The 23355-nt window shown below is 68.9% G+C and carries 17 protein-coding genes and 1 pseudogene; 5 read left to right on the plus strand and 13 right to left on the minus strand.

What is annotated here, in order from left to right; translation table 11 throughout:
- Window positions 1-12: 12 nt before the first annotated feature.
- From AMYNI_RS43930 to AMYNI_RS43935, 3 genes and pseudogenes are all read right to left on the minus strand, one after another.
- Window positions 13-1623, minus strand: a pseudogene (locus AMYNI_RS43930) (acyl-CoA synthetase); the annotation flags it as partial.
- A 202-nt stretch (window positions 1624-1825) separates the two neighbouring features.
- On the minus strand, window positions 1826-2701 hold the full coding sequence (locus AMYNI_RS0107525; protein ID WP_020667384.1) for a class I SAM-dependent methyltransferase: 876 nt from the start codon (window positions 2699-2701) through the stop codon (window positions 1826-1828).
- 168 nt (window positions 2702-2869) lie between these two features.
- Complete coding sequence (locus tag AMYNI_RS43935; RefSeq protein ID WP_342667755.1) at window positions 2870-4000, minus strand: tryptophan dimethylallyltransferase family protein; 1131 nt, start codon at window positions 3998-4000, stop codon at window positions 2870-2872.
- Window positions 4001-4059: 59 nt separating this feature from the next.
- Between AMYNI_RS43935 and AMYNI_RS0107535 the strand changes: the two genes are divergently transcribed.
- Window positions 4060-5493 carry a flavin-containing monooxygenase gene (locus tag AMYNI_RS0107535; protein WP_084628319.1) on the plus strand — a complete coding sequence of 478 codons (1434 nt, stop codon included), beginning with the start codon at window positions 4060-4062 and terminating at the stop codon, window positions 5491-5493.
- Window positions 5494-5495: 2 nt separating this feature from the next.
- Here the strand turns inward: AMYNI_RS0107535 and AMYNI_RS0107540 are convergent, their stop codons facing one another.
- From AMYNI_RS0107540 to AMYNI_RS0107560, 5 genes are all read right to left on the minus strand, one after another.
- On the minus strand, window positions 5496-6092 hold the full coding sequence (locus AMYNI_RS0107540; RefSeq protein ID WP_020667387.1) for a GTP-binding protein: 597 nt from the start codon (window positions 6090-6092) through the stop codon (window positions 5496-5498).
- Entirely contained in the window at window positions 6073-6444 is a 372-nt protein-coding gene (locus AMYNI_RS0107545; RefSeq protein ID WP_020667388.1) for a DUF742 domain-containing protein, read from the minus strand. The genes AMYNI_RS0107540 and AMYNI_RS0107545 overlap by 20 nt, the downstream gene beginning before the upstream one ends.
- Window positions 6444-6878 (minus strand): roadblock/LC7 domain-containing protein, encoded by a 435-nt coding sequence (locus AMYNI_RS0107550; protein WP_020667389.1) that lies wholly within the window; start codon window positions 6876-6878, stop codon window positions 6444-6446. The genes AMYNI_RS0107545 and AMYNI_RS0107550 overlap by 1 nt, the downstream gene beginning before the upstream one ends.
- 22 nt (window positions 6879-6900) lie before the next feature.
- Complete coding sequence (locus AMYNI_RS0107555) at window positions 6901-9249, minus strand: sensor histidine kinase (protein WP_342667783.1); 2349 nt, start codon at window positions 9247-9249, stop codon at window positions 6901-6903.
- A 458-nt stretch (window positions 9250-9707) separates the two neighbouring features.
- On the minus strand, window positions 9708-10586 hold the full coding sequence (locus AMYNI_RS0107560; RefSeq protein ID WP_245573894.1) for a right-handed parallel beta-helix repeat-containing protein: 879 nt from the start codon (window positions 10584-10586) through the stop codon (window positions 9708-9710).
- Window positions 10587-10794: 208 nt separating this feature from the next.
- On the opposite strand from AMYNI_RS0107560, the gene AMYNI_RS0107565 reads away from it, so the two are divergent.
- Together AMYNI_RS0107565 and AMYNI_RS47975 are read left to right on the plus strand one after the other, a co-directional pair.
- Window positions 10795-11868, plus strand: coding sequence for a reverse transcriptase family protein (locus tag AMYNI_RS0107565; RefSeq protein WP_020667392.1), 1074 nt, complete (start codon window positions 10795-10797; stop codon window positions 11866-11868).
- Between the two features lie 95 nt (window positions 11869-11963).
- Entirely contained in the window at window positions 11964-13199 is a 1236-nt protein-coding gene (locus AMYNI_RS47975; protein WP_020667393.1) for an HNH endonuclease signature motif containing protein, read from the plus strand.
- Between the two features lie 340 nt (window positions 13200-13539).
- Here the strand turns inward: AMYNI_RS47975 and AMYNI_RS0107575 are convergent, their stop codons facing one another.
- The 5 genes from AMYNI_RS0107575 to AMYNI_RS0107595 all read right to left on the minus strand — a co-directional run bounded on the left by AMYNI_RS0107575 (window position 13540) and on the right by AMYNI_RS0107595 (window position 21755).
- Window positions 13540-14784, minus strand: coding sequence for an MFS transporter (locus tag AMYNI_RS0107575; protein WP_020667394.1), 1245 nt, complete (start codon window positions 14782-14784; stop codon window positions 13540-13542).
- Complete coding sequence (locus AMYNI_RS0107580) at window positions 14781-16757, minus strand: FAD/NAD(P)-binding protein (RefSeq protein ID WP_051116282.1); 1977 nt, start codon at window positions 16755-16757, stop codon at window positions 14781-14783. Before AMYNI_RS0107580 ends, AMYNI_RS0107575 begins: the two co-directional genes overlap by 4 nt.
- A 250-nt stretch (window positions 16758-17007) precedes the next feature.
- Window positions 17008-18129, minus strand: a complete 1122-nt coding sequence (locus AMYNI_RS43940; RefSeq protein WP_020667396.1) for a HesA/MoeB/ThiF family protein — start codon at window positions 18127-18129, stop codon at window positions 17008-17010.
- 231 nt (window positions 18130-18360) lie between these two features.
- Window positions 18361-20124 (minus strand): M3 family metallopeptidase, encoded by a 1764-nt coding sequence (locus tag AMYNI_RS0107590; RefSeq protein WP_020667397.1) that lies wholly within the window; start codon window positions 20122-20124, stop codon window positions 18361-18363.
- A 269-nt stretch (window positions 20125-20393) separates the two neighbouring features.
- Window positions 20394-21755: an MFS transporter gene (locus AMYNI_RS0107595; RefSeq protein WP_020667398.1), complete on the minus strand. Its 1362-nt coding sequence runs from the start codon at window positions 21753-21755 to the stop codon at window positions 20394-20396.
- Window positions 21756-21856: 101 nt separating this feature from the next.
- Here AMYNI_RS0107595 and AMYNI_RS0107600 point away from each other — a divergent pair, with 101 nt between their 5' ends.
- Window positions 21857-22342, plus strand: a complete 486-nt coding sequence (locus tag AMYNI_RS0107600; protein ID WP_020667399.1) for a MarR family winged helix-turn-helix transcriptional regulator — start codon at window positions 21857-21859, stop codon at window positions 22340-22342.
- A 73-nt stretch (window positions 22343-22415) separates the two neighbouring features.
- On the plus strand, window positions 22416-23348 hold the full coding sequence (locus tag AMYNI_RS0107605) for a hydroxymethylglutaryl-CoA lyase (protein WP_020667400.1): 933 nt from the start codon (window positions 22416-22418) through the stop codon (window positions 23346-23348).
- Window positions 23349-23355 lie beyond the last annotated feature (7 nt).

The following is a 23355-nucleotide window of genomic DNA, read 5'->3' on the forward strand; positions in this document are numbered from 1 at the left end:
CTCTTCGGTGGTGAGCTGCCGTCGCAGCAGCTTTCCGGTGGCGTTGCGGGGCAGCTCGTCCAGGAACACCACCTCGCGCGGAACCTTGAACCTCGCGAGGTTCGATTTCACGTACTGCCTGATCTCTTCCGCGTCGAGCCGGGCCCCCGGGGCCGCCACGACGTACACCCGCAGCCGCTGACCGAACTCCTCGTCGGGCAGTCCGACCGCCGCCGCCTCCAGGATGTCCTCGCGCTCGGCCAGCAGGTTCTCCACCTCCAGCGGGAACACGTTCTCCCCGCCGGAAATGATCATGTCGTCGTCCCTGCCGTCGATGAACAGCAGGCCGTCGGCGTCGAAGTGGCCGAGGTCGCCGGTGGCGAGCAGGCCGTCGATCATCTCCTTGGACCGGCCGTCGGTGTAGCCGGAGAAGCTCAGCCCGCTGCCCACGAAGACCCGGCCGACCTCGCCGACCCCGGTGACCGGGGCGCCGTTGTCGTCGTAGAGCCGCACCCGGCAGGTCACCGGTGCCCTGCCCACGGTGCCGGGCGCCTGCCGCAGGTCCTCCGGCGTCGCGACGGTGGCGACGGCGACTTCGGTTGAGCCGTACAGGTTGTAGAGCACCTCGCCGAACGCCTCGCTGGTCCGCCGGCACAGGTCCGGCGAGATCGCCGAGCCCGCGGCGAAGATGATCCGCAGCGAGTCGGTGTCGTACTTCCCGAGCACCTCCGGGCCGAGGTCCACGATCCGCTGCAACATCGTCGGCACCACGACCAGCGTGTCGCAGCGGTTCTCCGAGATGCTCCGCACGGTCGCCTCGGGGTCGAACTTCCGGCTCACCACGACCGTGCAGCCGAGCGCGAAGGCCAGCACGAACTGGGACAGCCCGGTGCCGTGGAAGATCGGTGCGGCCAGGAAGGTGCGGCCCCCGCTCTCCAGCGGGACCCGGTCCAGGAACTGCGCGGAGGCCAGCGCCGAGGTGCGCTCACGCGGGGCGCCTTTCGGCGTGCCGGTGGTGCCGCTGGTCAGCAGCACGAACCCACCCGGCTTCGCGGGCGGCGGCAGCGGGCTGTCGTCGGTGGCACCGATCAGCTCGTCCACCGGGACACCGTCGTACTCACCCAGTGCGGCCTGATCGTCCACCCAGGCCGGATACCGGTCGACCGACAGCGGCACCGCGGCGAGCAGTTCGGCGAACTCCTGGTCGTACACCAGCGCCACGGCCTTCTCCCTGGCCATCACGTCGGCCAGCTGCGCCCGGCCGAAGCCGGTGTTCAGCAGCACCAGCCTGGCCCCGATCTTGCCCGTCGCGAGCATCACCGTCACCAGGCCGCGGTGGTCACGGCACAGGGCCGCGACCACCGCGCCGGCGCCGATCCCACGCTCCTGCCAGGCCCTCGCCAGTGCGTTGGATCGGTCGTCCAGCTCTTGGAAGGTGGCCGCACCGAGGTCGTCGACCAGTGCGATCGCGCGGCCGTCGCGCCGGGCCGCGTGCCGGGTCGCGCCGACGAACGGGCCGAACCTGCGCACCTCCACCAGCGATCGCAGGCCCTCGTCGACCCGGGGAAAGGGCGCCAGACCGGAACGGAACATCACGCGAAGGCTGTGCAGGGTATCCGTAGTGCGCCTTACCGTTCCGCTCATGTCCGAACGCTCCATCGATTAACCTCCAGCAATCATCGCGACTCGGCGACAGTAGCAGCAGCACACATATTCGCGGCAGTGTCCGGAAACACACGGCCGGCAAATTATTAAACCGGAACGAAACCGCGTCCGGCCCACCTTCATGCGGATGACAATGCGCGAAAAAGCGTCCCGGAATAACAAATTCCAGGACGAGTTCGGCTCAGGCCGGCGCGCGGCTGGCGACGGTGTACCGCACGGTCTGGATCATCACGATGCTGCCGTCGTCGCCACGAAGCCGGTCAAGTGCCGCGGTCACCCCGGCGCGCACGTGTTCCCGGTGCTCGGCGGGCACCAGCTCCCAGAAGACCCGCTGGCCGTGCGACCACGACCACCGGATCCACTGCTCGGGATCGCGGAAGGTGATCGGATGCTCGCGCACGACCGAGGACATGTCGGCGAAACCGACAGCGGCACTGGCCGCCTCGAAGTTCTCGACCGAGGCGAACGGGCTCGCCGGGTTCACCATGGCCCAGATCATGGCCGGCGGCACGAACGGCCGGAACACCTCCTCGACCCCCGCCCACCTGGGATCATTCCCGCCGAAGGTGGTCACGCCGAGGCGGCCGCCGGGTACCAGCAGGTCGTGCCACGCGCGCAAGCCGGCGAGAGGATCCGGCAGGAAGAACACCACGGCCGAAGCCAGCACCGCGTCGAAGCCGCCGGGCAGGCTCGGCTCCTGCGCGTCCATCACCGCCACCGCGACGCCGGTCAGCCCCCGCTGCCGGATGTCCCGCGCGGTGCGCTCGACCATCCGCGGCGACAGGTCGATGCCGGTGACGGTGCCCTCCGCGCCGACCTGCTCCGCTGCGGCGAACAGCACCGCGCCACGCCCGCAGCCCACGTCGAGAACGCGCTCACCCGGCACCAGTCGGACGTCCGCGAGCAGCTGCCTGGCGAAGACCGGGAAGAATTCCACATCCACCGCGTCGTAGGTTTCCGAAGACCGGTCGAACAGGGCCGCGACCGCCTGGCGGAGATCGGGAAGATCGGGGAGTTCACCGTCGCCGCCGGTTTCCGATAGCTGGGCAGTATTCATCCGGCCGCCGTCCTCGAGTGGGCTCCGTTAACCGGCTCAGCCTAGTACTCCATTCACCCATGCCAGTACCACGAATTACTGAAGAACGAGCCGGACCGCGATTTCTGTCACGGCACCATGCGCGGCGGCCCGCCCGGAACTCACCTCACTGACAACAAAGGACACCGGTCAGGACCGAGGGCCGTGCACGCTGAACCGGAAGTACACCGCGACGTCCGCCGGGCCGCCGGGCCCGGTGGTGCGGTAGCTCAGCAGTTCCTGCAGCCCCGCTGTCTCCGCGAGCGGTGCCGGGGCGAGCGCGTGGAGCATGGCCGTGTGCCGGTGCGGATCGATCCCCTCGGCGGCCAGCACCGCGCGCACCCGGTCGGCGGCCTCCGCGTCGGACCTGGCGGCTTCGGTGAGCCGCAGGTAGACATTGGCCTCCACCGGCGAGCCGGCACCCCGCTGGAAGGACAGGCAGGTCATCGGCTCGTTGCCGATCGCGCCGTTCGTGCCGTAGACGGCCCGGTAGGCGGCGCGGGCGCGGGCTGAGTCGTGCCGGCAGGCCAGCGCGGCCACCCGGTCCAGCTCGGCCAGGTCCACTTCCGGATGGCGATAGTAGATCTTCACCCTGGACGGTTCTTCGGCGTCGAGATCGAGTGCGAAAAACTCCAGCCGATGTCCCCTTTCGATCAGCGCCACGTGTTCGGCCAGCACGGTCCGCCACGGCATTTCCAGGCCGAGCCTGCGCATTGCCTCGGTCACCAGGTCGGCGGCCCGATCAATACCGCACACCTGCGGGTTCAGGTAGACCTTGTAACGCGGCTTTTCGCCGGGCCGCCAGGCCAGCGAATGCCAGATCGTCGGCCGGTACGGCGCGGGCTCGGCGGCAAGGAAAAGATCTTCCACCGCCAGGTACCGCTTGATCGACACCCCGGGTTCGGCCGCCAGCTCGCGGGTGAGCGCTCGCCCGGCGTCCTGGCAGCTTCGCGCGGTCGGCCCGTCCCCCAGCGATTCGAAAAGAATGCGCACCTCAGGCCTGCCGAGTCGCCAGCTCACCGAGAACTCCGCCGGAAAGCCGTCCCCGGAAACAAAGGAACGGTACCCGTTGTGCGCGCCGATCCGCCGGTCGCCCCAGGAATCGATCAGGCGTAACAGGATATCGAGTGGAGGTTGCGCATCCGATCGGACAAAACCGAGGGCCCCGCAGATAGCCAGCCACTTGCCGGCAAGAAAGCCGCCGTACGACTGATCTGCCACCGCGAATAGCGAATCGCGATTCGGCGAATTCGACACCGCAGGAAAACAATACATTACCATACCTCCGCCGCATGGGTCTACCCTGCGAAGGGTCGCACACAATGGAGGGTCCTTCGCTCATGAGAAGTGCGGACGGCAGCCCCGATAATCGCCCCCATTACCCGCGTATCGAGGAGACTCCGGCATTGGTTGACAACGCAGAGAGTACTTCGCCCGAACAGTCGATTGACAGTCACATTTGCGTAATCGGCGCAGGCTTCGCGGGCCTGGCGGTGGCCAAGGCTTTGAAAAAGCGAGGCGTGCCGTTCACCTGTATCGAACGCTCCGTAGGTGTCGGCGGGCTATGGCGGCTTCCGGAGAACGGTGAGCCCGGTGCCGCCTACCGTTCTTTGCACTTGAACACATCACGGGACGTGACCGGCTACCGCGAGCTGCCGATGCCGGCTCACTACCCCCGCTACCCAGGTCATGACCAGGTCCGGGCCTATCTGGACACCGTGGCCGACCACTTCGAACTGCGCGAGCACCTGGAGCTGAGCACCGAAGTGATATTCGCCACACCGATGCCGGACGGTCGCTGGGAGGTGACCACGGTGCACCGCGACGGCGGCGCGCGACGGCGGCGGATCTTCGCCGGCGTGGTGGTCGCGGCCGGGCATCACCACCGGCCGGTACTGCCCGAACCGGCGATCGCGGGCAGCGACGCCTTCGCCGGGGAGCAACTCCATTCCTTCGACTACCTGGCGCCTTTCGACTACGCCGGAAAACGCGTCGCGGTGGTCGGTATCGGCAATTCCGCCTGCGACATATCAACCGAACTGTCTAGGGTCGCGGCGCGAACCTTACTGGCGATCCGGCGCGGGGTGCACGTGGTGCCGAAACAGCTCATGGGCATTCCCATCGACGAGATCGCGGCGAGACGCTGGTGGGCCAAAATGCCTTTCAAAATGCAGCGGTGGTTCATCGAGACACTGCTGCGTATCATTCGCGGGCCGATCACCGCATACGGAATCCCGGAACCCGATCATCGTATCTTCTCGGCACCGGTAACGATCTCCGACGAACTGCTGAGCCGGATCGGCCACGGCGATATCGCGGTCAAGCCGGTGCTCACCGGACTCGGCGCCCGGTCAGCTTACTTCGCCGACGGCACGACCGAGGAAATCGACGCCGTCATCTACTGCACGGGCTATCGGATCGAATTCCCGTTCCTGGCCAAGGAATGCGTTTTCGCCAGCGGCGGCCAGGTTTCGCTCTACCGGAGAGTGGCCGCGCCGGCGCATCCCGGTCTCTATTTCGTCGGCCTGCTCCGGGTGGTCGGCTCCACCACCCGGCCGATGGAGGCGCAGGCGGAATGGGTCGCCGACCTGGTGACCGGGGCCGCGGCACTGCCGCCGGCCGAGGACATGCGGGCGGAGATCGACGGGCACCTGGCCGCCGCGGCCGCCCGGTACGGGGAGAAGCCGATGGACTCGATCCACGTCGACTTCGCGGCCTACCTACGGGCGATCAGGGACGAGCGCGCGGCCGGTGCCCGGCGAAGGGCGCCGTGAACTCAGCCGACCGCGGCGCGCAACCTGCCGAGGGTGTACTCGACCAGCCCGGCCAGCACCTCCTTGCCCGAGTCCCGCTCGCGCACGTCGCACAGCGCGATCGGGATACCCGGGTCGATGTCCAGCGCTTCACGGACCTCGTCCGGTGTGTAGTGGTAGGCGTCGTCGAAGCAGTTCACCCCGACCACGAACGGGATCTTCCGCCGCTCGAAGAAGTCGATCGACGGGAAGCTGCTGTCCAGGCGCCGGGTGTCCACCAGCACGATGGCGCCGAGCGCGCCGTCGGCCAGCTCGTCCCACATGAACCAGAACCGGTTCTGCCCCGGGGTGCCGAACATGTACAGCACCACCTCCGGGTTGATCGTGATCCGTCCGAAGTCCAGCGCGACGGTGGTGGTCTCCTTGGTCTCCACCCCGGCCACCTCGTCCACCCCGACCCCGGCCTCGGTCAGCAGCTCTTCGGTGCGCAACGGCGGGATCTCGCTCACCGCGCCGACCATGGTCGTCTTGCCGACACCGAACCCGCCGGCGATGACGACCTTGATCGCGGTCGGCACCGCGAGCGAGCCCGCGCCGCGGTCAGAGGTTACGGAGACCATTGAGCACCGCCTGCAGTAGAGGAATGTCCGCGCTCGGCTCGACCTGCGGGGTCGGCCCGCAGACGATGTCGCCGCGTTCGATGAGATCGCTCAGCAGCACCTTGACCACGAACAGCGGGACGTCGAGGTAGGCCGCCACCTCGGCCACCGACAGCGGCCGGCGGCACAGTTCGATGATCTCCAGATGGTCCACCGTCAGCGAAGCCGGATCGGGCCGCCGCGGGGCAACCCTGACCTGCGTGACCAGGTCCAGTTCGGTGCGCCCTGGCCGGGTACGGCCGCGCGTCATCGCGTACGGCCGCACCAGCGGACCGGCCGCTTCGTCGAACCATTGGTCGTCCTGCTCGGCCATTACGACGGTCCCCGGCTGGCCCGTGCCGCCTGCCCGCTCACCCTCGGCGCCGACGCGAGATGGTTGCCGACCCGCTTGACCAGCATGTTCATCTCGTAGGCGATCATGCCGATGTCGGCGTCCTCGGCCGCGAGCACGGCAAGGCAAGCACCGTGCCCGGCTGCGGTGACCACCAGGAAGGCGTGTTCCATCTCGACCAGGGTCTGCTGCACGCGCCCGCCGCCGAAATGGCGGCCGGTGCCGCGGGCCAGGCTCTGGAACGCCGACGCCATCGCGGAAAGGTGCTCCGCGTCGTCCTCGGACAGTTCGCCCGACCTGCCCATCAGCAGACCGTCCGCGGAGAGCACCACGGTGTGGTTGATCCCGACCACGCGCTGGACCAGATCTTCCAGCAGCCAGTTCAGCTCGTGGTCACGGCCGATGTCGTCGTTCACCGGTAGCTGCCTTTCAGGTAGGTCATGGGTTGGCCGTCCGGTCCGTGTCGGCATGTTCGTCGGCATGGTTGTCGGCCCGGTTGTCGGCCTGGCGGGCCTGCCTGGTGCCGCGCTGGAAGGCCGACACCGTGTCCAGCACTCGTTCCGCGGTGCGCGCGCCCTCGTCCGCGTGCTCCGACCGCGTGCTTTCCGACTCCTCGTACAGCTGCGGCGCCAGGTGCTGCTGCCGGCGGCGGCGCGGTAGTTTCGGCCGGTCGTCCGCCGCGCGCCCGCTCGCCGACCGGCCGTCACCGCCGGGGTTGTCCATTTCGCCGTCCTGCCGCCCTGTCTCCGGTCCGGCCGCTGCCCAGCCGGCCGCCGCGCTTTCCGGCTCGTCGCCCCGGTTCCGGGGACCGGGGGACGGCTGCCGGGTCTGGCCGGTGCGATAACGCGGCTTCGGCAGCTGCGTCAAAGTGTCGAAATCGGTGTCCTCGGAGACGGTGGTGACCACCACCGACAGCGGCAGGTAGACCATGGCCTTGCTGCCGCCCTGCGGCGAGTCCCGCAGCTCCACCCTGATCCCCCGGCGCTGGGCCAGCCTGGCCACCACGAACAGGCCGAGCCGCGAGTCACCGCGCACCGCCATCGCGTCGAACTCCGGCGGGTTGGCCAGCATCTCCTGCGCCTGCGCGCGGTCGTCCGCGCTCATCCCGAGGCCCTGGTCCTCGATCTCCACCACCACGCCCTTGCCCACGATGCTGGTATAGACCTGCACCTGGGAGCGCGGCGGGGAGAACGAGGTGGCGTTGTCCACCAGCTCGGCGATCAGGTGGATGGTGTCGGCGACCGCGGCGCCCATCAGGCCGACATCGGGCACCGGGTGCACGTGTACCCGCGCGTACTGCTCGGTCTCCGCGACCGCGGCCCGCAGGATGTCCAGCAGCCGCACCGGTTTCCGCCACTGCCTGCCGGGCTGCTCACCGGCGAGGATGATCAGGTTCTCCGCGTTGCGCCTGGCCCTGGTGGACAGGTGGTCCAGTTGGAACAGGGAGTCCAGGTTCCCCGGGTTCTCCTCCTCGCGCTCCATCCGGTCCAGGATCTTGAGCTGCCGGTGCACCAGGCCCTGGTTGCGGTGCGCGATACCGAGGAACACCCGGTTCACCCCTTCGCGGGCCTGGCTTTCCTTCACCGCGGCGGCGACCGCGGTCTGCTGCGCCGCGTTGAACGCGTCCGCCATCTGCCCGATCTCGTCCCGGCCGTAGTGCAGCGACGGGACTTCGGCCTGCACGTCCACCCGCTCGCCCTGCCGGAGCCGTTCCACGATGTCGGGCAGCTGGACGTGTGCCATCCGCAGCGCGTCGTCCTTCAGGTCCGCCAGCCGGGTCAGCAGCGCCCGGTTGACCAGCCGCCGGGAGATCCGCACCGCGAGCACGATGCCGACGATCACCACCAGCAGCGCGACCAGGCTGCCGATGATCACCTGGCGGAACTGGTCGTTTCCGCGCTGCAGGCCCAGATCCGCGCCGTCGGAGGCCTGGTCCTTTGCCAGCTGGATGAGTGACCCGGAAACCTGCCCGCTCACCGAAAGCCAGTCCACCTCGGATACCGGCAGCGGATTGTTGTTGCCACCGCGGCCGGGGTTCGCGGGCGCGGGCGTGGCCGTGATCAGCTGGTTCTCGAAGCGGCTCAGCTTCGCCCACGACTCACCGTCGCGCAGTCCCTGGTAGGCGTCCTTCACCCGATCCGTCGCCACCGGCACCAGGCTGACCAGCGAAGCGCGGTATGCCCCGACGAGCTCGGCGAAGGCGAGGTGGTCGTCGACGGTGAACTGGCCAGCCGCGAGCGCGCCCGATGCCAGCGAAGACGCCCGTGACATCCGGTCGGCGGCGCGGAAGAGCTCCGCCGCGGTGACCCCGGCATGACCGGCTGGCGCGTCCGGCACCACCCTGGCCTGGGTGTCGAACAGCGCGGTTCCGGCGTCGACGAGGCCGTTGTAGTAGCCGTAGACGTCGTTCTTCGGCACGCTGCGCGCCTCCACCTGCGCACGGCGCTGTGGAAGCTGGGCGAGCAGGTCGTTGATCCGCTGGATCCGCTGCTGGATCTCGGGCGGGGCGCTGGAGGACAGCGAGTCCAGCGCCGCTCTCATCTCCCGCACCGCGCGGTCGGTCTCCGCCTGCTGGGCGCGCAGCATCGCCGTGTCGGCCGCCGGGCGGCTCAGGTTGATCATGGTGAGCTGGCGTTCGTTCTGGATCGCCACGAAGCTGTTCACCGCGGGGATCGACGCCTCCCGCACACCGACCGCGACGGCCCGCACGTAGAACCCGTCGAACACGGTGTAGGACGAGAACACGGCCCACATCACGAACAGGATGACGCTGGGCACCACGACCACACCGGTCAAGCGCGACCGGATGGTCCGGTGGTTCGTCCCAGGACCGGTTTTCACTCGTTTCACAGCGCTCCACAGCTTCTCGGGCCGACATCGCCCACCACCAGGACCAACCGGATCCGCCGGCACACCCGCGGGCCGGCGACCAAGAGCGGATCAGCAGGCTAGGCCGCTCCGTGATGACGCCGGTGACCGCCGAGGCAACGCGATACGACCCCCAGATGGCCATCGGTCGAACATGCTCACTCGTTCAGGGGTACCCATGCGTGGTAGCGCACGGTGATCAACCTAACCGGGCGCAAGCGACCGCCAACGAGATGCACGTGTGGAAGCTATCAGCCACCGCAATGGGTGAACCACCGGCGGGGCGATCTTGGTCGGCCCGAGGACGGGGCGATCCGGACGCTGTCATGGTCGTGAGTGAAAAGTGCTGCCGGAACAACACTTTTCACTCACGAGGGTCAGGGGCCGCCGCCGGGCTCGGGTCCCACGTAGCCGGGCTTGGAGCTCTCGTCGATGCCGACCAGATACTCGATCTCCGGGCCCTTGACGTTGTCGAAACCGACGTGCGCCCCGGTGGAACCCTTGTCCAGCCCGATCGCCTTGACCGGGTCGCCGGCGAACTCGTTGCCTTCGATGACCAGGTTCTGCACGTCCTCGAACATGAGGTTCTGCGAGGCTTCCAGCGTCTCGCAGAAGTTCTTCCTGATGGTGAAGTCCGACGTGTGACCCTCGCCGTCGCCTTCACCGTCGTTCGGGCCCTCGGCCATCAGGCACATGTTGTCGATCCGCTCGCAGCGGTTGCCCTCGATCAGCACGTTCTTGCTGGGCGGGGTGTCGCTGGCGTAGGTCTGCATGCAGTCGGCGTGACCGTTGTCGTTGCTGGTCCCGCTGATCTTGTTGTTCAGGATCCGCAGGTCCTCGCCGAAGAAGCGCAGCCCGTCGCCGTCGCCGTCACGGGGGTTGGTGACCGTGTTGTTCTGCACCGTGACGTTGTTGCCTTCCAGCCAGATGCCCGGCGCCTCCGGCTTGTCCATCAGGTAGCCGTCCACGATCACGTTGTCCGCTTCGATCGTGATGCCGCCGACGGACTTCCCGTTGCCGGCGTAGGTGATCGGCTTCTCCGGGGTGCCGCCCTTGGTGATCTCCAGCCGGTCCGCCTGGAGCGGGCCGTCGATGCAGACCACGTCCCCCGGTTCGGCGGACCGCGCGTCCACCTGCCCCGACACGTGCCTGGTGCACTCCAGTCCGGCCCCGGTGACCGGTTCGGCCGCCGATGCCTGCCCGGTCATCGTCGCCGCCGCGATCATCGCGGCCACGGCGAACGCTCTCATTCCCATCCAAACTCCTCTGCTCGGCTAGGTCGCGGACGTTAAGGCCGGATGCCCGGGACAGGTCCCGGGCGGCGAGATCTCTAGAGTGGGCCGAGCGACGCGGAGGTGAGCAGGTGGAACACCACCCACTCCGGGGCAACCCCGGGGAGCACGAGGACACGCAGGCATCGCGCCCCGCGCGAACGCGGCACGCTTCGCGTACAAGACCGCGCGGATGAACGGAGAAAAGGTCACCTCCGCGTCGCCCCTCGGGCCACTGCCGGTATGGCGGTGGCCGGTCGCGCGCTGGACCACGTTCGACGAATGCGCGGCCGCACTGGACCTGACCCCGGACGAGCTGAGCTGGTTCGCCGACGCGAAGAGCTGGAACCGCCGGGCGGCAGGGCCGTTGCGGCACTACCGGTACCGGTGGATCCCCACCGCGTCCGGCGGGATCCGGCTGATCGAGCAGCCGAAACCACGGCTGGCCGAGCTCCAGCGCCGGCTCCGCCGGCACGTGCTCGACGCGCTGCCGGTGCACGAGGCGGCGCACGGGTTCCGGCCCGGCCGTTCGGCGATGACCTGCGCCGCACCGCACGCCGGCCGTGACCTCGTGGTCCGGATGGACCTCGAAGGGTTCTTCCCCACGGTGTCCGCCCGCCGGTTGCGGTCGCTGCTCCTGCTCGCCGGCTATCCGGAGGCCGTCGCCGGCGCGCTGGCCGGCATGCTCACCACCGCCGCCCCGGTCGACGTGCTCACCGCCGCGCCGGACGGGCGCCGGGACTCCGCGCGGACGCGGCTGCTGAACAACCTGGCCGCGACCCACCTGCCGCAGGGTGCACCGTCCTCACCCGCGGTCGCCAACGCGGTCACCCATCATCTCGACCGGCGGCTCGCCGGGCTAGCCAACGTACTCGGCGCGCGATACACGCGCTACGCCGACGATCTGGTCTTCTCCGGTGACACCGGCCTGCCGCTGCACCGGCTGCTGCCCGGTGTCCGGGCGATCGCACGGGACGAAGGCTTCCGGATCCGGGACTCGAAGACCTCCGTCACCGCCGCACACCAACGGCAACGCGTCGCCGGGCTGGTGGTCAACTCCTCCCCCGCCATCGCCAGGGCCGAGTACGACGAGCTGCGCGCCCTGCTGCACAACTGCGCCCGCACCGGCCCCGGCGTGCAGAACCGGCACGGCCACCCCGACTTCCGCGCCCACCTGCTCGGCCGGATCGGCTGGGCCGGCGCGTCCAGCCCGGCCCGCGCGGCGAAGCTGCGGGAAATGTTCGACCGAATCAGCTGGACGGGCTGAGGCCCGCGCTTTTCCCTCTTTCGTGTTTGGACGTGGCCGGTTTTTGTCGGGGTTCGGCGGTATTATGGAGGTACATTCAAACTACGGGGGTTCGCATGTTGTATGTTGATTTCAGTATGTTGCCGCCGGATTGGTTGTCGTCGATGAATGCGGCGTCGATTGAGCGGCTCGATGTGTCGCAGGCGGTGGGGGTGGTGATCTCGGCGCGGCGGGCGATCTGTCGTATGCAGGCGGTGCAAGCCCGCGCGATCGCGCAGGTCAGCCGGGCCCGCGGTGGTGCGCGGTGGGTCGCCGACGAGCTGGCGCCGGAGCTGCGGCTGTCCCGTGAAACGACCGCAACCCGGGTAGCCTTGGCGAAAGCGCTGGTGTCCCGGATGCCGTGTTTGCTGGCGGCGATGACTGAGGGCGAGTTGGATATCGAGAAGGCGCGTCAGGCGTTTGATGGTGTGGCGGTGTTGTCGGATGAATTGGCCCGTCAGGCCGATGAGATTTTGGCCGATCGGATTGGTGAGAAGAATCCGAGCAACTGGCGGAAAACGGTGACTCGGGTGGTGGCGAGTCTCGATCCGGAGGGGCAGCGGGCGCGGGCTGAAGCCCGCAGGAAGCAGCGGCGGGTCGAGTTGCACCACGAGCCCGACGCGATGGCCTCACTGTGGGCCTACCTTCCGGTCGAAATCGCGACCGCCGTGTATGCCCGCATCGACATGCTCGCCCGGAAGCTCCGCGGTGGCGATGAAACCCGGACGATGGACCAGCTTCGAGCGGATGTGTTGGCGGAGTTGCTGCTCGGTAAGGGTTGGGAAGGCTTGGCCGCTCAGGTGTTCATCCATATCCCGCTCGATACCGCGTTGGGTATCCGCGATGACGGCTGTGAGCTGGTCGGTCATGGCCCGATCCCGGGTGAGATCGGGCGTCAGCTCATGAACCAGCCGGGTTCGGTGTGGCGGAAGGTGCTGACCGATCCCGTATCGGGCACTGTCCGGGATATCGGCCGCAAGAGGTACCGTCCGCCCGCTGATCTCGCCGAACTGGTCCGAGTGCGTGACCGCACCTGCCGAGCACCAGGCTGCAACCGCCCCGCGCAACGCTGCGACGCCGACCATTGCACGGCGTGGTCAGACAATGGGGACACCTGCGAGCACAACCTGTGCTGCCTGTGCCGCCACCACCACCGGTTGAAAGACGAGCCCGGCTGGGCCTTCGAGTTCGACCCAAGAACGGCCGATCTCACGGTCACCACCCCCACCGGCCGCACCTACACCACCCGACCCGAACCACTGCTCGATCCGCCGCCATCACCGAAGACCGCCGACGAGCCTCCACCCTTCTAGCCATCCGGCCGTGTCCGGCATCCACACCCTCACCCCCACCAGCCCGCGTCGGACGTGGGTAGCCACTCCCGTTAGGTCGGCATCGTCTGTGGGTGGGAGTCGACGCCAACGGCAAACTCTCTGGGCCGCACCGACGCCACTTGGCCCGAGCCGCTGCGCGAACCGGTGGCCAGGATCGTCGACGAGCCGTCGGCCTTCTAGCGTTCGAAGTCGGGGTGGTGGTCGCCTTGCAGGCGACGCGAGGCAAAATTTCGCTCCCCGCACCCGCAGACCCGCACCCAGCCCGGGTAGCCACTCCCCTCGCGGTGGTCCCGCAGCTAACCCTTGTTCCCCGTGCCTTTCACCGCGCCGTCGCGGCGGTTGCGGGCAGTCCACCGCGGGCCAGCGAGGTACGGGCACCGGCGAGGCCGACCAGGAACCGGAGTGCCGCGCCGAGCAGGATGACCAGGTACATGTTGTGCAGGGCGTCTTCCAGCGCGCCGGCCACCAGCGCGGCCAGCGGGATGCTGGAGAAGGCGAGCATCCTGGTCGCGGCCACCACCCGGCCCATCAGCGCCGGCGGGACGATCCGCTGGCGGAGGGTGAACCAGGAGACCACGTTCATCGAGCCGAGGGCGAACACCACCGCGGAGACCGCGCTGATCCCGACCACGTCGCGGAACACGGTCAGCAGCGCGGTGAGCGCCCCGGCGGCCGTCGTCGAGTACACGATGGTCCTGCCGTTGCCGAGCCGCCTGATCACCACCGGCGCCAGCAGGGCACCGGCGAGGGCACCGACGCCCTGCGCCGCGAACACGACACCCACCAGCGCGGCGGTCAGCCCGAGGTAGGTGGACAGGTAGTAAACCAGGTTGGCCTGGATCAGCCAGATGCCGAAGTTGGTACCGGTGAACAGCAGGCTGCCGGCCAGCAGGGTCCTGTTCTCCCGCACGATGTACCGGAACGCTTCGGCGAGGTCGCCGCGAAAACTCGGCTTCGGCGCCCGTTCCGCTACGAGATGTCGCTTGCCGACGCGGAGGAACAGCAGGATCGTCGCGCTGACCGCGAACGAGCCGGCGTCGATGTAGATCGCCGCCTGGTAGCCGAACAACGCGACCAGCCCACCGGCCAGCACCGGGCCCGCCATGCTCAGGATCTGGTCGCTGGACTGCATCAGGGCGTTGGCCCGGTCCAGTTCCCGGTCTTCGACGATGTCGGGGAGCAGCCCCTGGAAGGCGGGGTGGTAGACGGGCTCGACGCAGGCGAGCAGGAAGGCCACCACGAAGATCGCGGGCAGCGCGGCCGCACCGGCCGAGGTCAGGATCGCCAGCGCCAGCGCGATCACCCCGGCGAGCACGTCACCGGCGATCAGCAGTCGTTTGCGGTCGAAGCGGTCAGCCCACACCCCGCCCGGCAGCGAAAGAAGCAGGAATGGCCCGTACTCCAGCGCGTACAACGCCGCGGTCTGCAACGCCGAACCGGTCAGGTGCAGCACCAGCAGCGGCAGCGTCAGCCGGTAGATCCAGGTGCCCGCGTTCGACACGATGTAGGCGGCGAGCAGCAGGAAGTAGCGGCCACCGAGGCCGGTCCGTGGTGACGGGTTCACTGGCGGTCCTCCGCTGGTTGCAAGGTCGGTTCGAAGGTCTGCGAACCGACGCGGGACACCGTACGTCCGGAAAAGTTCGGTGCGGCCCGAAATCCGCCGGACAACGCCGCGCGGGCGACCGCGTCGGCGTCGGCCAGGATCACCGAGTTCACCCCTGGCCGGATGCCCGCCGCGGTCACCCAATGCACGGTCTCGGTGGGCACCCCGAAGGCGAACCGGCGCGGATGCGGCCGGTTTCGGGCGTCCACCACGTGATAGGGCCGTGCCGTGACGAACAGCCCGCCGGTTTCCACCGGCACCCCGGCTCCGTCCGGGATCTCGTACGGCCTGGCCTGGCCGCTGGCCAGCAGGTAGCGCAGCAGTGGATCGGTGGTCGTCCGGACGTCAGTCACCGGCAGCCTGGCCTCGATCAGGGCGGGCACCTCCACCGCGGATCCCGGGACACTCGCCGAACTCACCACGAACCCGGTACCGCCGGGCGCCGGCTCGACCCGCATGCCGGGCCCGAGCACCCGGAGCACCCCCGCCTCGATCAACGCGATCATCTCCTCGGTCCGGCTGACCGGCGGCCCGATCGAGACGAACGCGTTCAGCGGGGTGTACCAGCTCGTCAGCTCATCGCGGTACGAGTCACCGGGCAGCCCGCCGTGGTCGACGACGAGCCGGATCTCGTTGCGGAGATCGCGCAAGACGTCCAATGCCGCCTTCAGCGGGCTGCCGACATTGCCCCGTTTCGCTTCCGCCACGTCGGCCCGGAGATAGCCGAGCAGCCAGTCCTGGAACTCGCCGGAACTGCCGAACCCGCGGGTCCCCCACGGCCGGGCGATCCGGTCCCAGTCCCATTTCTCCCGCTCCTCGACGCCGAACATGGTCAGCAGATCCGGCATGCCGGCGAGCCGCTGCCGGAGGAACAGGCCGGCCGCGGCGGATCCCAGCCGTTCGCCGATCAGGGTGTGGTAGTAGACGGTCTCGACTTCGGCGGCGATCAGCGGCCACACGTCACGGCGGAACTCCGGCCGCCCGCCACCCACCTGCCGCGACTGCAGCCGCCACACCGCACTGGCGGTGAGGAAACGCGGCTCGTGCCGTCCTTTCGCGCCCTTTTGGTTCTCGCCACGGGAATGATGGGGAACTCCCCTTCGCGAACCGGCGTACAGCAAGGGTTCCCGGCCGGACGGCCGGTAGCCGAGCCGGCCGGCACGCCGGGTGAACCGGCCGCCGCGGTCCACGGTGAGCAGGGCGAGGTAGTCGAAGAAGTTCAACCCCATGCCCCGCAGCGCGACCTTGCCGCCAGCCGCGAGCGCGTCCAGGTCGGCGTCCGCGGGGTTGCCCGGCGGGCAGTACCACAGCCCGTGTTCCGCGGAAAACGCCTGCAGCCGCCGTTCTTCTTCGCCGGGCGGCATCGGCAGGTGTCCCTGCGCGAGCACCACGACGTCCAGTCCGGTCAACTCGACACCGTCGTCGAGGGTGACCACCTGGGTGCCGCCCGGCTCGTCGGCGAGCGCGACCGCGGTGCGTTCGATGATCCTGATCCGAACCCGCGGCGGTGCCGCCCGGATGGTCCGGCGCAGTGTCCAACCGAGGTAGTGCCCGTAGAAAACCCGTGAGGGATAGGAATCCGGCCCCAGCCGGGCGGCCTCGGCCAGTACCTCGGCCGGATGGTCACCGGGGGAACCGTTCCGTGCCACCAGCCTGGCCCATTCGTAGAGGCTCGGCCCCGGCGCCTTCGGCCCGGCGCATTCCACGCTTTCGTCGGTGAACATGGTGACCTGGCAGGCCACCGTGTTCATCAGCAGGCTGGACGGCTGGGTGGTTCGCCAGACCCGGCCGCCGACGCACGGATCGACGACCTGCACGACAACCCGCCGCGCGCGGCCACCACCGGCCGCCGCGTTCGCGCAGAGGCGCTCCAGCACGGAAAGCCCGCGCGGGCCCGCCCCGATCACACCTATCCGCAGGCAATCCGACGGCATTTGTCTTCCCCACACACCTGTTACCCTCACCAGCAGTCGTCGACCCGCCGGATCCGTTTCCGAGGAAGGCAGGGTCGCGTAGGCCCGCTGGTGGACGGTCCTGACCGCCGTCCACCAGCGGTTCCAGTCATGGTTCTCAGCCCTCGACGGCGCCGGAAGCGATGCTGGTCTTGCGAACGCGAACGGTAACGGTCATGGCGGACTCACCTCCCCCCAAACTGAACGTGGCTCCACTCGGCTCCACTCGGCTTTACTGCCCCGCCGCGACCGCGGCGGGCCGATCGGGGCGGGCGGCCGCCGGCGCGGCCTTGTCCCCGCACACCGGGCAGTCGGGCAACCGCTCCCACCGTTCGTGCTCGGTGGACTGGTAGTCGTCGAACCGCACCTGCATCAGCCTGCCGCCGGCGATCGGCGGGGCGACCCCGGTCAGCAGCCGGACGGTCTCGCCGAGCAGCAGCCCGGTCGTCATGGTCACCAGCGGGACGAAGGCCGCGTTGTCCCCGCCGATCTGCCGCTCGCGCTTCTCCGAGAGCAAGGTGGCCGAGACCTGGTCGGTGCGGAAGACGCCGAGCCGCCAGCATTCGATGCAGCCGGTCTGCCCTGGGATCATGGTGAAGTAGACCAGCCGCTGGGTGTCCAGCCCGCCGGTCACCAGCGGCACCCCCGCGCTGACGCAAGCCTCGTTGACCCAGTGGTTGATCTCCATCTTCGGCCGGTCGGCGACCGAGATCACCACGTCCGCGTCCGCCACCGCCTCGAGCACGTCCTGGGTCGAGTTGAGCTTCCGCGGGATCGTCTCGATGTCGATCCTGGGGTTGAACGCCTTGACCCGCCGCACCGCCAGATCGATCTTGGGCTGCCCGACGTCGGCGTCGCGGTAGAGGATCTGGCGGTTCAGGTTGGACAGCTCCACCTTGTCGAACTCGACCACCCGGACGTGGCCGACGCCCATCGCCGCCAGGTCGAGCAGCAGGTGGCAGCCCAGCCCGCCCAGTCCCAGCAGGGTGACCCGCGCGTCCAGCAACCTGCGCTGGTAGCGGTACTTGTTGTCGGAAAGCCGGCTGTAGGAGCCGAAGAAGTTGATGTTCCGCGCCCACCTGGCCAGTTCGTAGTCGTCGAGCAGTCCCTCCGCGGACGCGCCTTCGTCGAGTAGGAACCCGGCCTCGTCGAACTGCTCGATCGCGGCCACCACCTCGGCCTCGGTCACCTTCGGGAAATCCGCGGCCAGTTCGCGATGCACCTGCCCGACCGTCCTGGTGCCGTCGAGCAGTTCGAACAGGCGGCGGATCGCGCCGTCCTCGTCCGGAATTTCGGACACCTGCCCGTACCCGCCGACATAGAGCGTTCCGTCGACCGGGAAGACGGGTGTCATGTGTTTGAGTTTCGGCAAAACGTGTTCAGCCATGAGAACCCCTAATCAACGAAGAAAATGTCGGCTGCCCGCTGGTGGACGGTCCTGACCACCCGTCCACCAGCGGTTCAGTCACGGTTCTCAGCCCTCGACGGCGCCGGAAGCGATGCTGGTCTTGCGAACGCGAACGGTAACGGTCATGGCGGACTCACCTCCCCTCAAGATGATTGGGAAACTCTCCGGCCGAAGGGATCAGCCGGAAGAACGCACGGCCGCGCGGTCGGCGAACTCCTCGACCTGCCGCCGGATCGCGGACATGCCGGCCTGCCAGCCGCCGGGATCGGCGGTGCGCAGCCCGACGTCGGCGAGCAGCGCCGCCGGTGGTCCGCTGCCACCGGCCCGCAGCAGCCGCTCGAAGCGGGTGGCGAAGCCAGCCGGGTCACCGCGATGGCGCACCAGCAGCGCGGTCGCCGCGAGCTGGCCGAACGCATAGGCGTACCTGGTGCCCGGTGTGAAGAAGAAGCTGTCGACGTAACTCCACCAGTGCCGGTAGCCGGCCCCCAGCGACACCGCCGGCCCGTACAGGGCGGCTTGCCCTCGGATCCAGATATCCCCGAACGCGGCCTCGCCGGGCAGCTCGCCCGCACCGACCAGTTCGTGCACGGAGGCTTCGAAGTCGTGCAGGGCGACCTGCCGGAAGATCGCGACCAGCTGGTCTTCCAACCGCCTGGCCAGCAGCGACTGCCGGCCGGCGGCGTCCAGCTGCGGGCCGTAGGTCTCCATCACCACGGCTTCGGCGAACAGTGCCACCGTCTCGGCGAGCACCGTGGGGGCCGCAAAGTTCAGCATCCCCTGCCTGCCGGAGAGCCGGCCGTGCACGGCATGCCCGAGCTCGTGGGCCAGGGTGAGCACGTCGCGCGGGCTGCCGGTGAAGTTGACCAGCACGCAGCTGTGCCCGCCGGGCATGCTGAAGGTGAACGCGCCGTGCCGCTTGCCGCGGCGCGGCAAGGCGTCCACCGCGCCGCGGTCGAGCAGTTCGGCGGCCACCGCCGCCACGGTCTTTCCCAGTGACGCGAACGAGTTCAGCACCATCGCGCAGGCTTCGGGCCAGTCCAACCGCGGCGCCGAAGCGGACACCGGCGCATATCGGTCGGCGTCGGTGAGCTGGCCGCCGAACAAGGCCGACTTCGCCTGGTAGTAGTGGTGGACGATGTCGTGCTGCGCGTGCACCACGTCGAGCAGCGCGGTCACTTCGCCGTGGGACACCTGGTTCGACAGCTGTTCTTCGTGCAGCCAGCCGGCCACGCCGCAGGCACGGTGCCGGGCGATCCGCGCCCGGGTGAGTTCGGCCAGTGCGGCGGCCCGCAGCTCCACCTCGGGCTCCAGTGCGGCCGAGATCGCCGCGCAGATCCGGCGGCGCCGGCGCAGATCGGGCTGGTACAGCGTCGGCAGCGCGTTGCCGAGGCTGAGCCGTTCGCCGCCGTCGGTCACCACGATCCGGTCGAGCAGCCTCCTTGCCTGCCGTTCCCAGCCGCCGATCGGGTCCAGCTGGGCGAACACGCCGGCGACCGGTGCCGGCGGCTGAAGCCCGGCGGCCGCCCGTACTTTCCGCAGGTGGTTGGCGTATTCGGCGAGCGCCGGACTCCGCAGCAGGTCCGCCGCCCCGGAATCCGGCAGTTCGCCGATCTCCCGTTCGAAGAACTCCGCCCGCTCGACCACCGAGTCCCACAGCGCTTCACACCGGTCCAAGAGGGCGAGCGAGACGGGGTCCTCGGCGTCGACCGCGAGCTTCGCCTCGGCATAGGTCGTCGCCTGTTGCAGCGGGGTGAGCAGGCTTTCGTAGTCCCGCAACGCCTCCGCCAGCTCGTCCGCCGCCATACCGGCGACCTTGCCCAGATATTTTCCGGAGAATTCATCCAGCCTTCCGGAAACCATGCCCAGCGCACCGTCGAGGTCCGATTCACGAATGCCGATGAAAGTCGAATGCCAACGCGGCAGTGCCGCAGTCTCAGCCATATCCACAGTTCTCCTCGAACCACAGAAGCAGGAATCGCCGTGTTGGCCCCCCTTTGGACCGCACCCCGACGGGGATTATCCTGCGTCGCCAAGACTCCGAAGTCAAGGAATTCTTTTTAAGGAGGAAATAGTTGATCTATTCCAAGTTAGCGATTATCAAACAAGGCGATAGTAGATAGGAGAACCGTTCGGACGCAGGCCCAATCGTCCATTTGAACCACAAAGTACATTTACGAAATGGATCACTCACCGACGGTGCACGCGTTAGGTCAGGAATCGCGGCGTTCGGGTAAATCTCCGGCACGGACCCCGAGCAGCACCAGCACGATCGCGAGCAGCACGATCCCGGCGCTGATCCGCAGGCCGAGGCCGAGACTCCCGGTGCTGGCCTGGATGAAGCCGAGCAGGGACGGCGACACCGCGGCGGCGAAGGAGCCCATCGACGTCACGACCGCGATGCCGGTGGCGGCGGCGCGCTCGGACAGGTAGATCGACGGGATCGAGTAGAACACCGTCAGTCCCGCGTAGTGCGCGGCGGCCAGCACCGCCAGCAGGATGACCACGACCAGCACGTTCCCACCGGAGAACGAGATCGCCACCATCGCCAGCGCGGCGACCAGCCAGCTCACCGCGACGTGCCAGCGCCGCTCGAGGGTGCGGTCGGAATGCCTGCCGACGACCAGCATCACCACGATGCCGGCCAGCGGCGGCAGCGCGGAGAACAACCCCAGGTTGAGCACGTTGCCGACGCCGGCCTCGGCGATGATGCGCGGGGTCCAGAACGACACCGCGTTGGCCAGGGTGTAGGCCCCGCAGGCGCAGAGCCCCAGTATCCAGACCTTCCGGTCGCGCAAGGCGACCAGCAGCCCACCGTGCCCTTCGGCCGGCCCGGACGTCTCGTTCTTCCGCCGCTGGTCCTCGTCGAGATCCGCGCGGACGGCCGCCTTCTCGGCCGGGCTCAGCCAACGCGCCTGCTCCGGCTCGTCGACCAGCCAGCGGAAGACGACGAACGCCAGGATGACCGGTGGGATGCCCTCGACGAGGAACAACCACTGCCAGTCGGCGAGACCGCCGACCCCACCGAAGGCATGCATGACGGCGCCGGAGACGACCGAGCCGATCACCCCGGAAACCGGCACGCCGATGAAGAAGACGGCGGTCATCCGGGTGCGCCGCGCCGAAGGGAACCAGCGGGAGAGGTAGAACAGCGCACCGGGGAAGAACCCGGCCTCGGTGACGCCGAGCAGGAACCTGGCCAGGTAGAAGGTCAGCTCGTCCTGCACGAACATGGTGGCGATGGTGACCACGCCCCAGGAGGCCATGATCCGCACCAGCGTCCGGCGGGCGCCGATCCTGGCCAGCAGCGCGTTGCTGGGCACCTCGAACAGGATGAAGCCGACGAAGAACAGGGTCACGCCGAGCCCGTACACGGCGGGCCCGAGGCCGAGGTCGCGGCGCAAGCCCTGCTGAGCGATCCCGATGTTGGTGCGGTCGATGAAGCTGACGATGTAGCAGACCACCAGCAACGGCATGATCCGCAGCGCGATCCGGCGGTAGGTGGCCGGACGGTCCACGGCGGCCGCGGACTCCTGCTCGCCGGCGGTGGTGCTGGGTTCGGCGTCAGGCACCATAACTCCTTTGTCCGGTTCATCCGAGCGGCGGTGGCGAGCTGAGTCTCGACATCAGGTGTTGACTTTGTCAATACCTGGAGGCCCGCGGTTACCATACGGCCATGACTCGACGCAGGGGCGGCGACGACCTCGTACCCATCTCCGGACTGCTGTCCTACCGCCTGTCCCGCACGTCGTCCGCGCTGTCCAGGAGCGCCGCGCTGCGCTACCGCCGCGAGTTCGACGTCAGCCTCGGCGAATGGCGCGCGATCGCGCTGATCGCCACCGACGCGACCCTGACCCTGAACCGGCTCGCCCGGCGGGCCGGCCTGGACAAGGCCCAGATGAGCCGGGTGGTCACCAAGCTCACCGACCGAGGACTGGTGAGCCGCACACCCGGCTCGGGGCGCACTTCGCAGCTCGACCTCACCGCCACCGGCAAGAAGGTCTACGCCGGACTGATCGGCGCCGCGAACGACCGCGACACCACCTTCCTCGGCATCCTGTCGCCGGACGAGCGCGAGGTGCTCGAACGCGCCCTTGACAAGCTGGCCGACCTGGCACTGTCGCTCGAACAGCAGGAGCGGGAGGCGCAGGCCGGGGAGTGACCCGCACCGCCAGGTGTTGACTTTATCAACGCCCTGCCGTACTCATGGTAGCCACTGACGAGGAGGTGGCGCCTTGACCGATGCGGTCACGATCTGCGAGTGCTTTGCCAGGGACGGGCTCCAGCACGAACCGGTCTTCCTCCCCACCGAGACCAAGATCGAGCTGCTCGAACGGTTCGTCACCGCGGGCTTCACCCGCATCGAGGCGACGAGCTACAGCCACCCCGACCGGGTGCCCGCGTTCGCCGACGCGAGCCAGGTGCTCGCCGGGATTCCCCGGCCGCCCGGGGTCGCGTTCAAGGCGACCTGCCCGAACCCGCGGGCGGTCAGTCGCGCGCTCGAAGACCTCGACCGGGGCGCCGGCGCCGAGGAGCTGAGCCTGCTCGTTTCGGCCACCGAGACGCACACCGAGCGCAACCTGCGCAGCACCAGGGCCCGGCAGTGGGAGCGGGTCGCCGAGATGGCCGCGCTGGCCGGCGGGCGGTTCCGCCTGGTCGGGGTGGTGTCGGTGGCGTTCGGCTGCCCGTTCGAGGGCCAGGTCGACCCGGCGCGGGTCGCCGAGGACGTGGCGCGGTTCGCCGAAGTAGGCGCGGCCGCGGTGACCCTCGGTGACACCACCGGGGTGGCCACGCCGGCGACGGTGGCCACCCTGTTCCGGCGGCTCGAACGCGACCGTCCCGACCTGCCGGTGATCGCGCACTTCCACAACACCCGCGGCACCGGGATCGCGAACGCGGTGGCCGCGCTGGACGCGGGCTGCCGGCATTTCGACAGCGCGCTGGGCGGGGTCGGCGGGCATCCGGCGACCATCGAGTACGGCGCCGGGCTCACCGGCAACGTGTGCACCGAGGACCTGGTGTGGCTGTTCGACGCGATGGGCGTGCGCACCGGCCTCGACCTGGACGCGCTCGCCGGCGCGTCGCGCGCCTGCGAAGCCGCGCTCGGCAGGCAGTTGCACAGCATGGTCGCCCGCGCCGGCTTCTCCTCGGCCGCGTCCCCCGCCTGAAACCCTG

Source organism: Amycolatopsis nigrescens CSC17Ta-90 (genome assembly GCF_000384315.1).
Lineage (GTDB): Bacteria > Actinomycetota > Actinomycetes > Mycobacteriales > Pseudonocardiaceae > Amycolatopsis > Amycolatopsis nigrescens.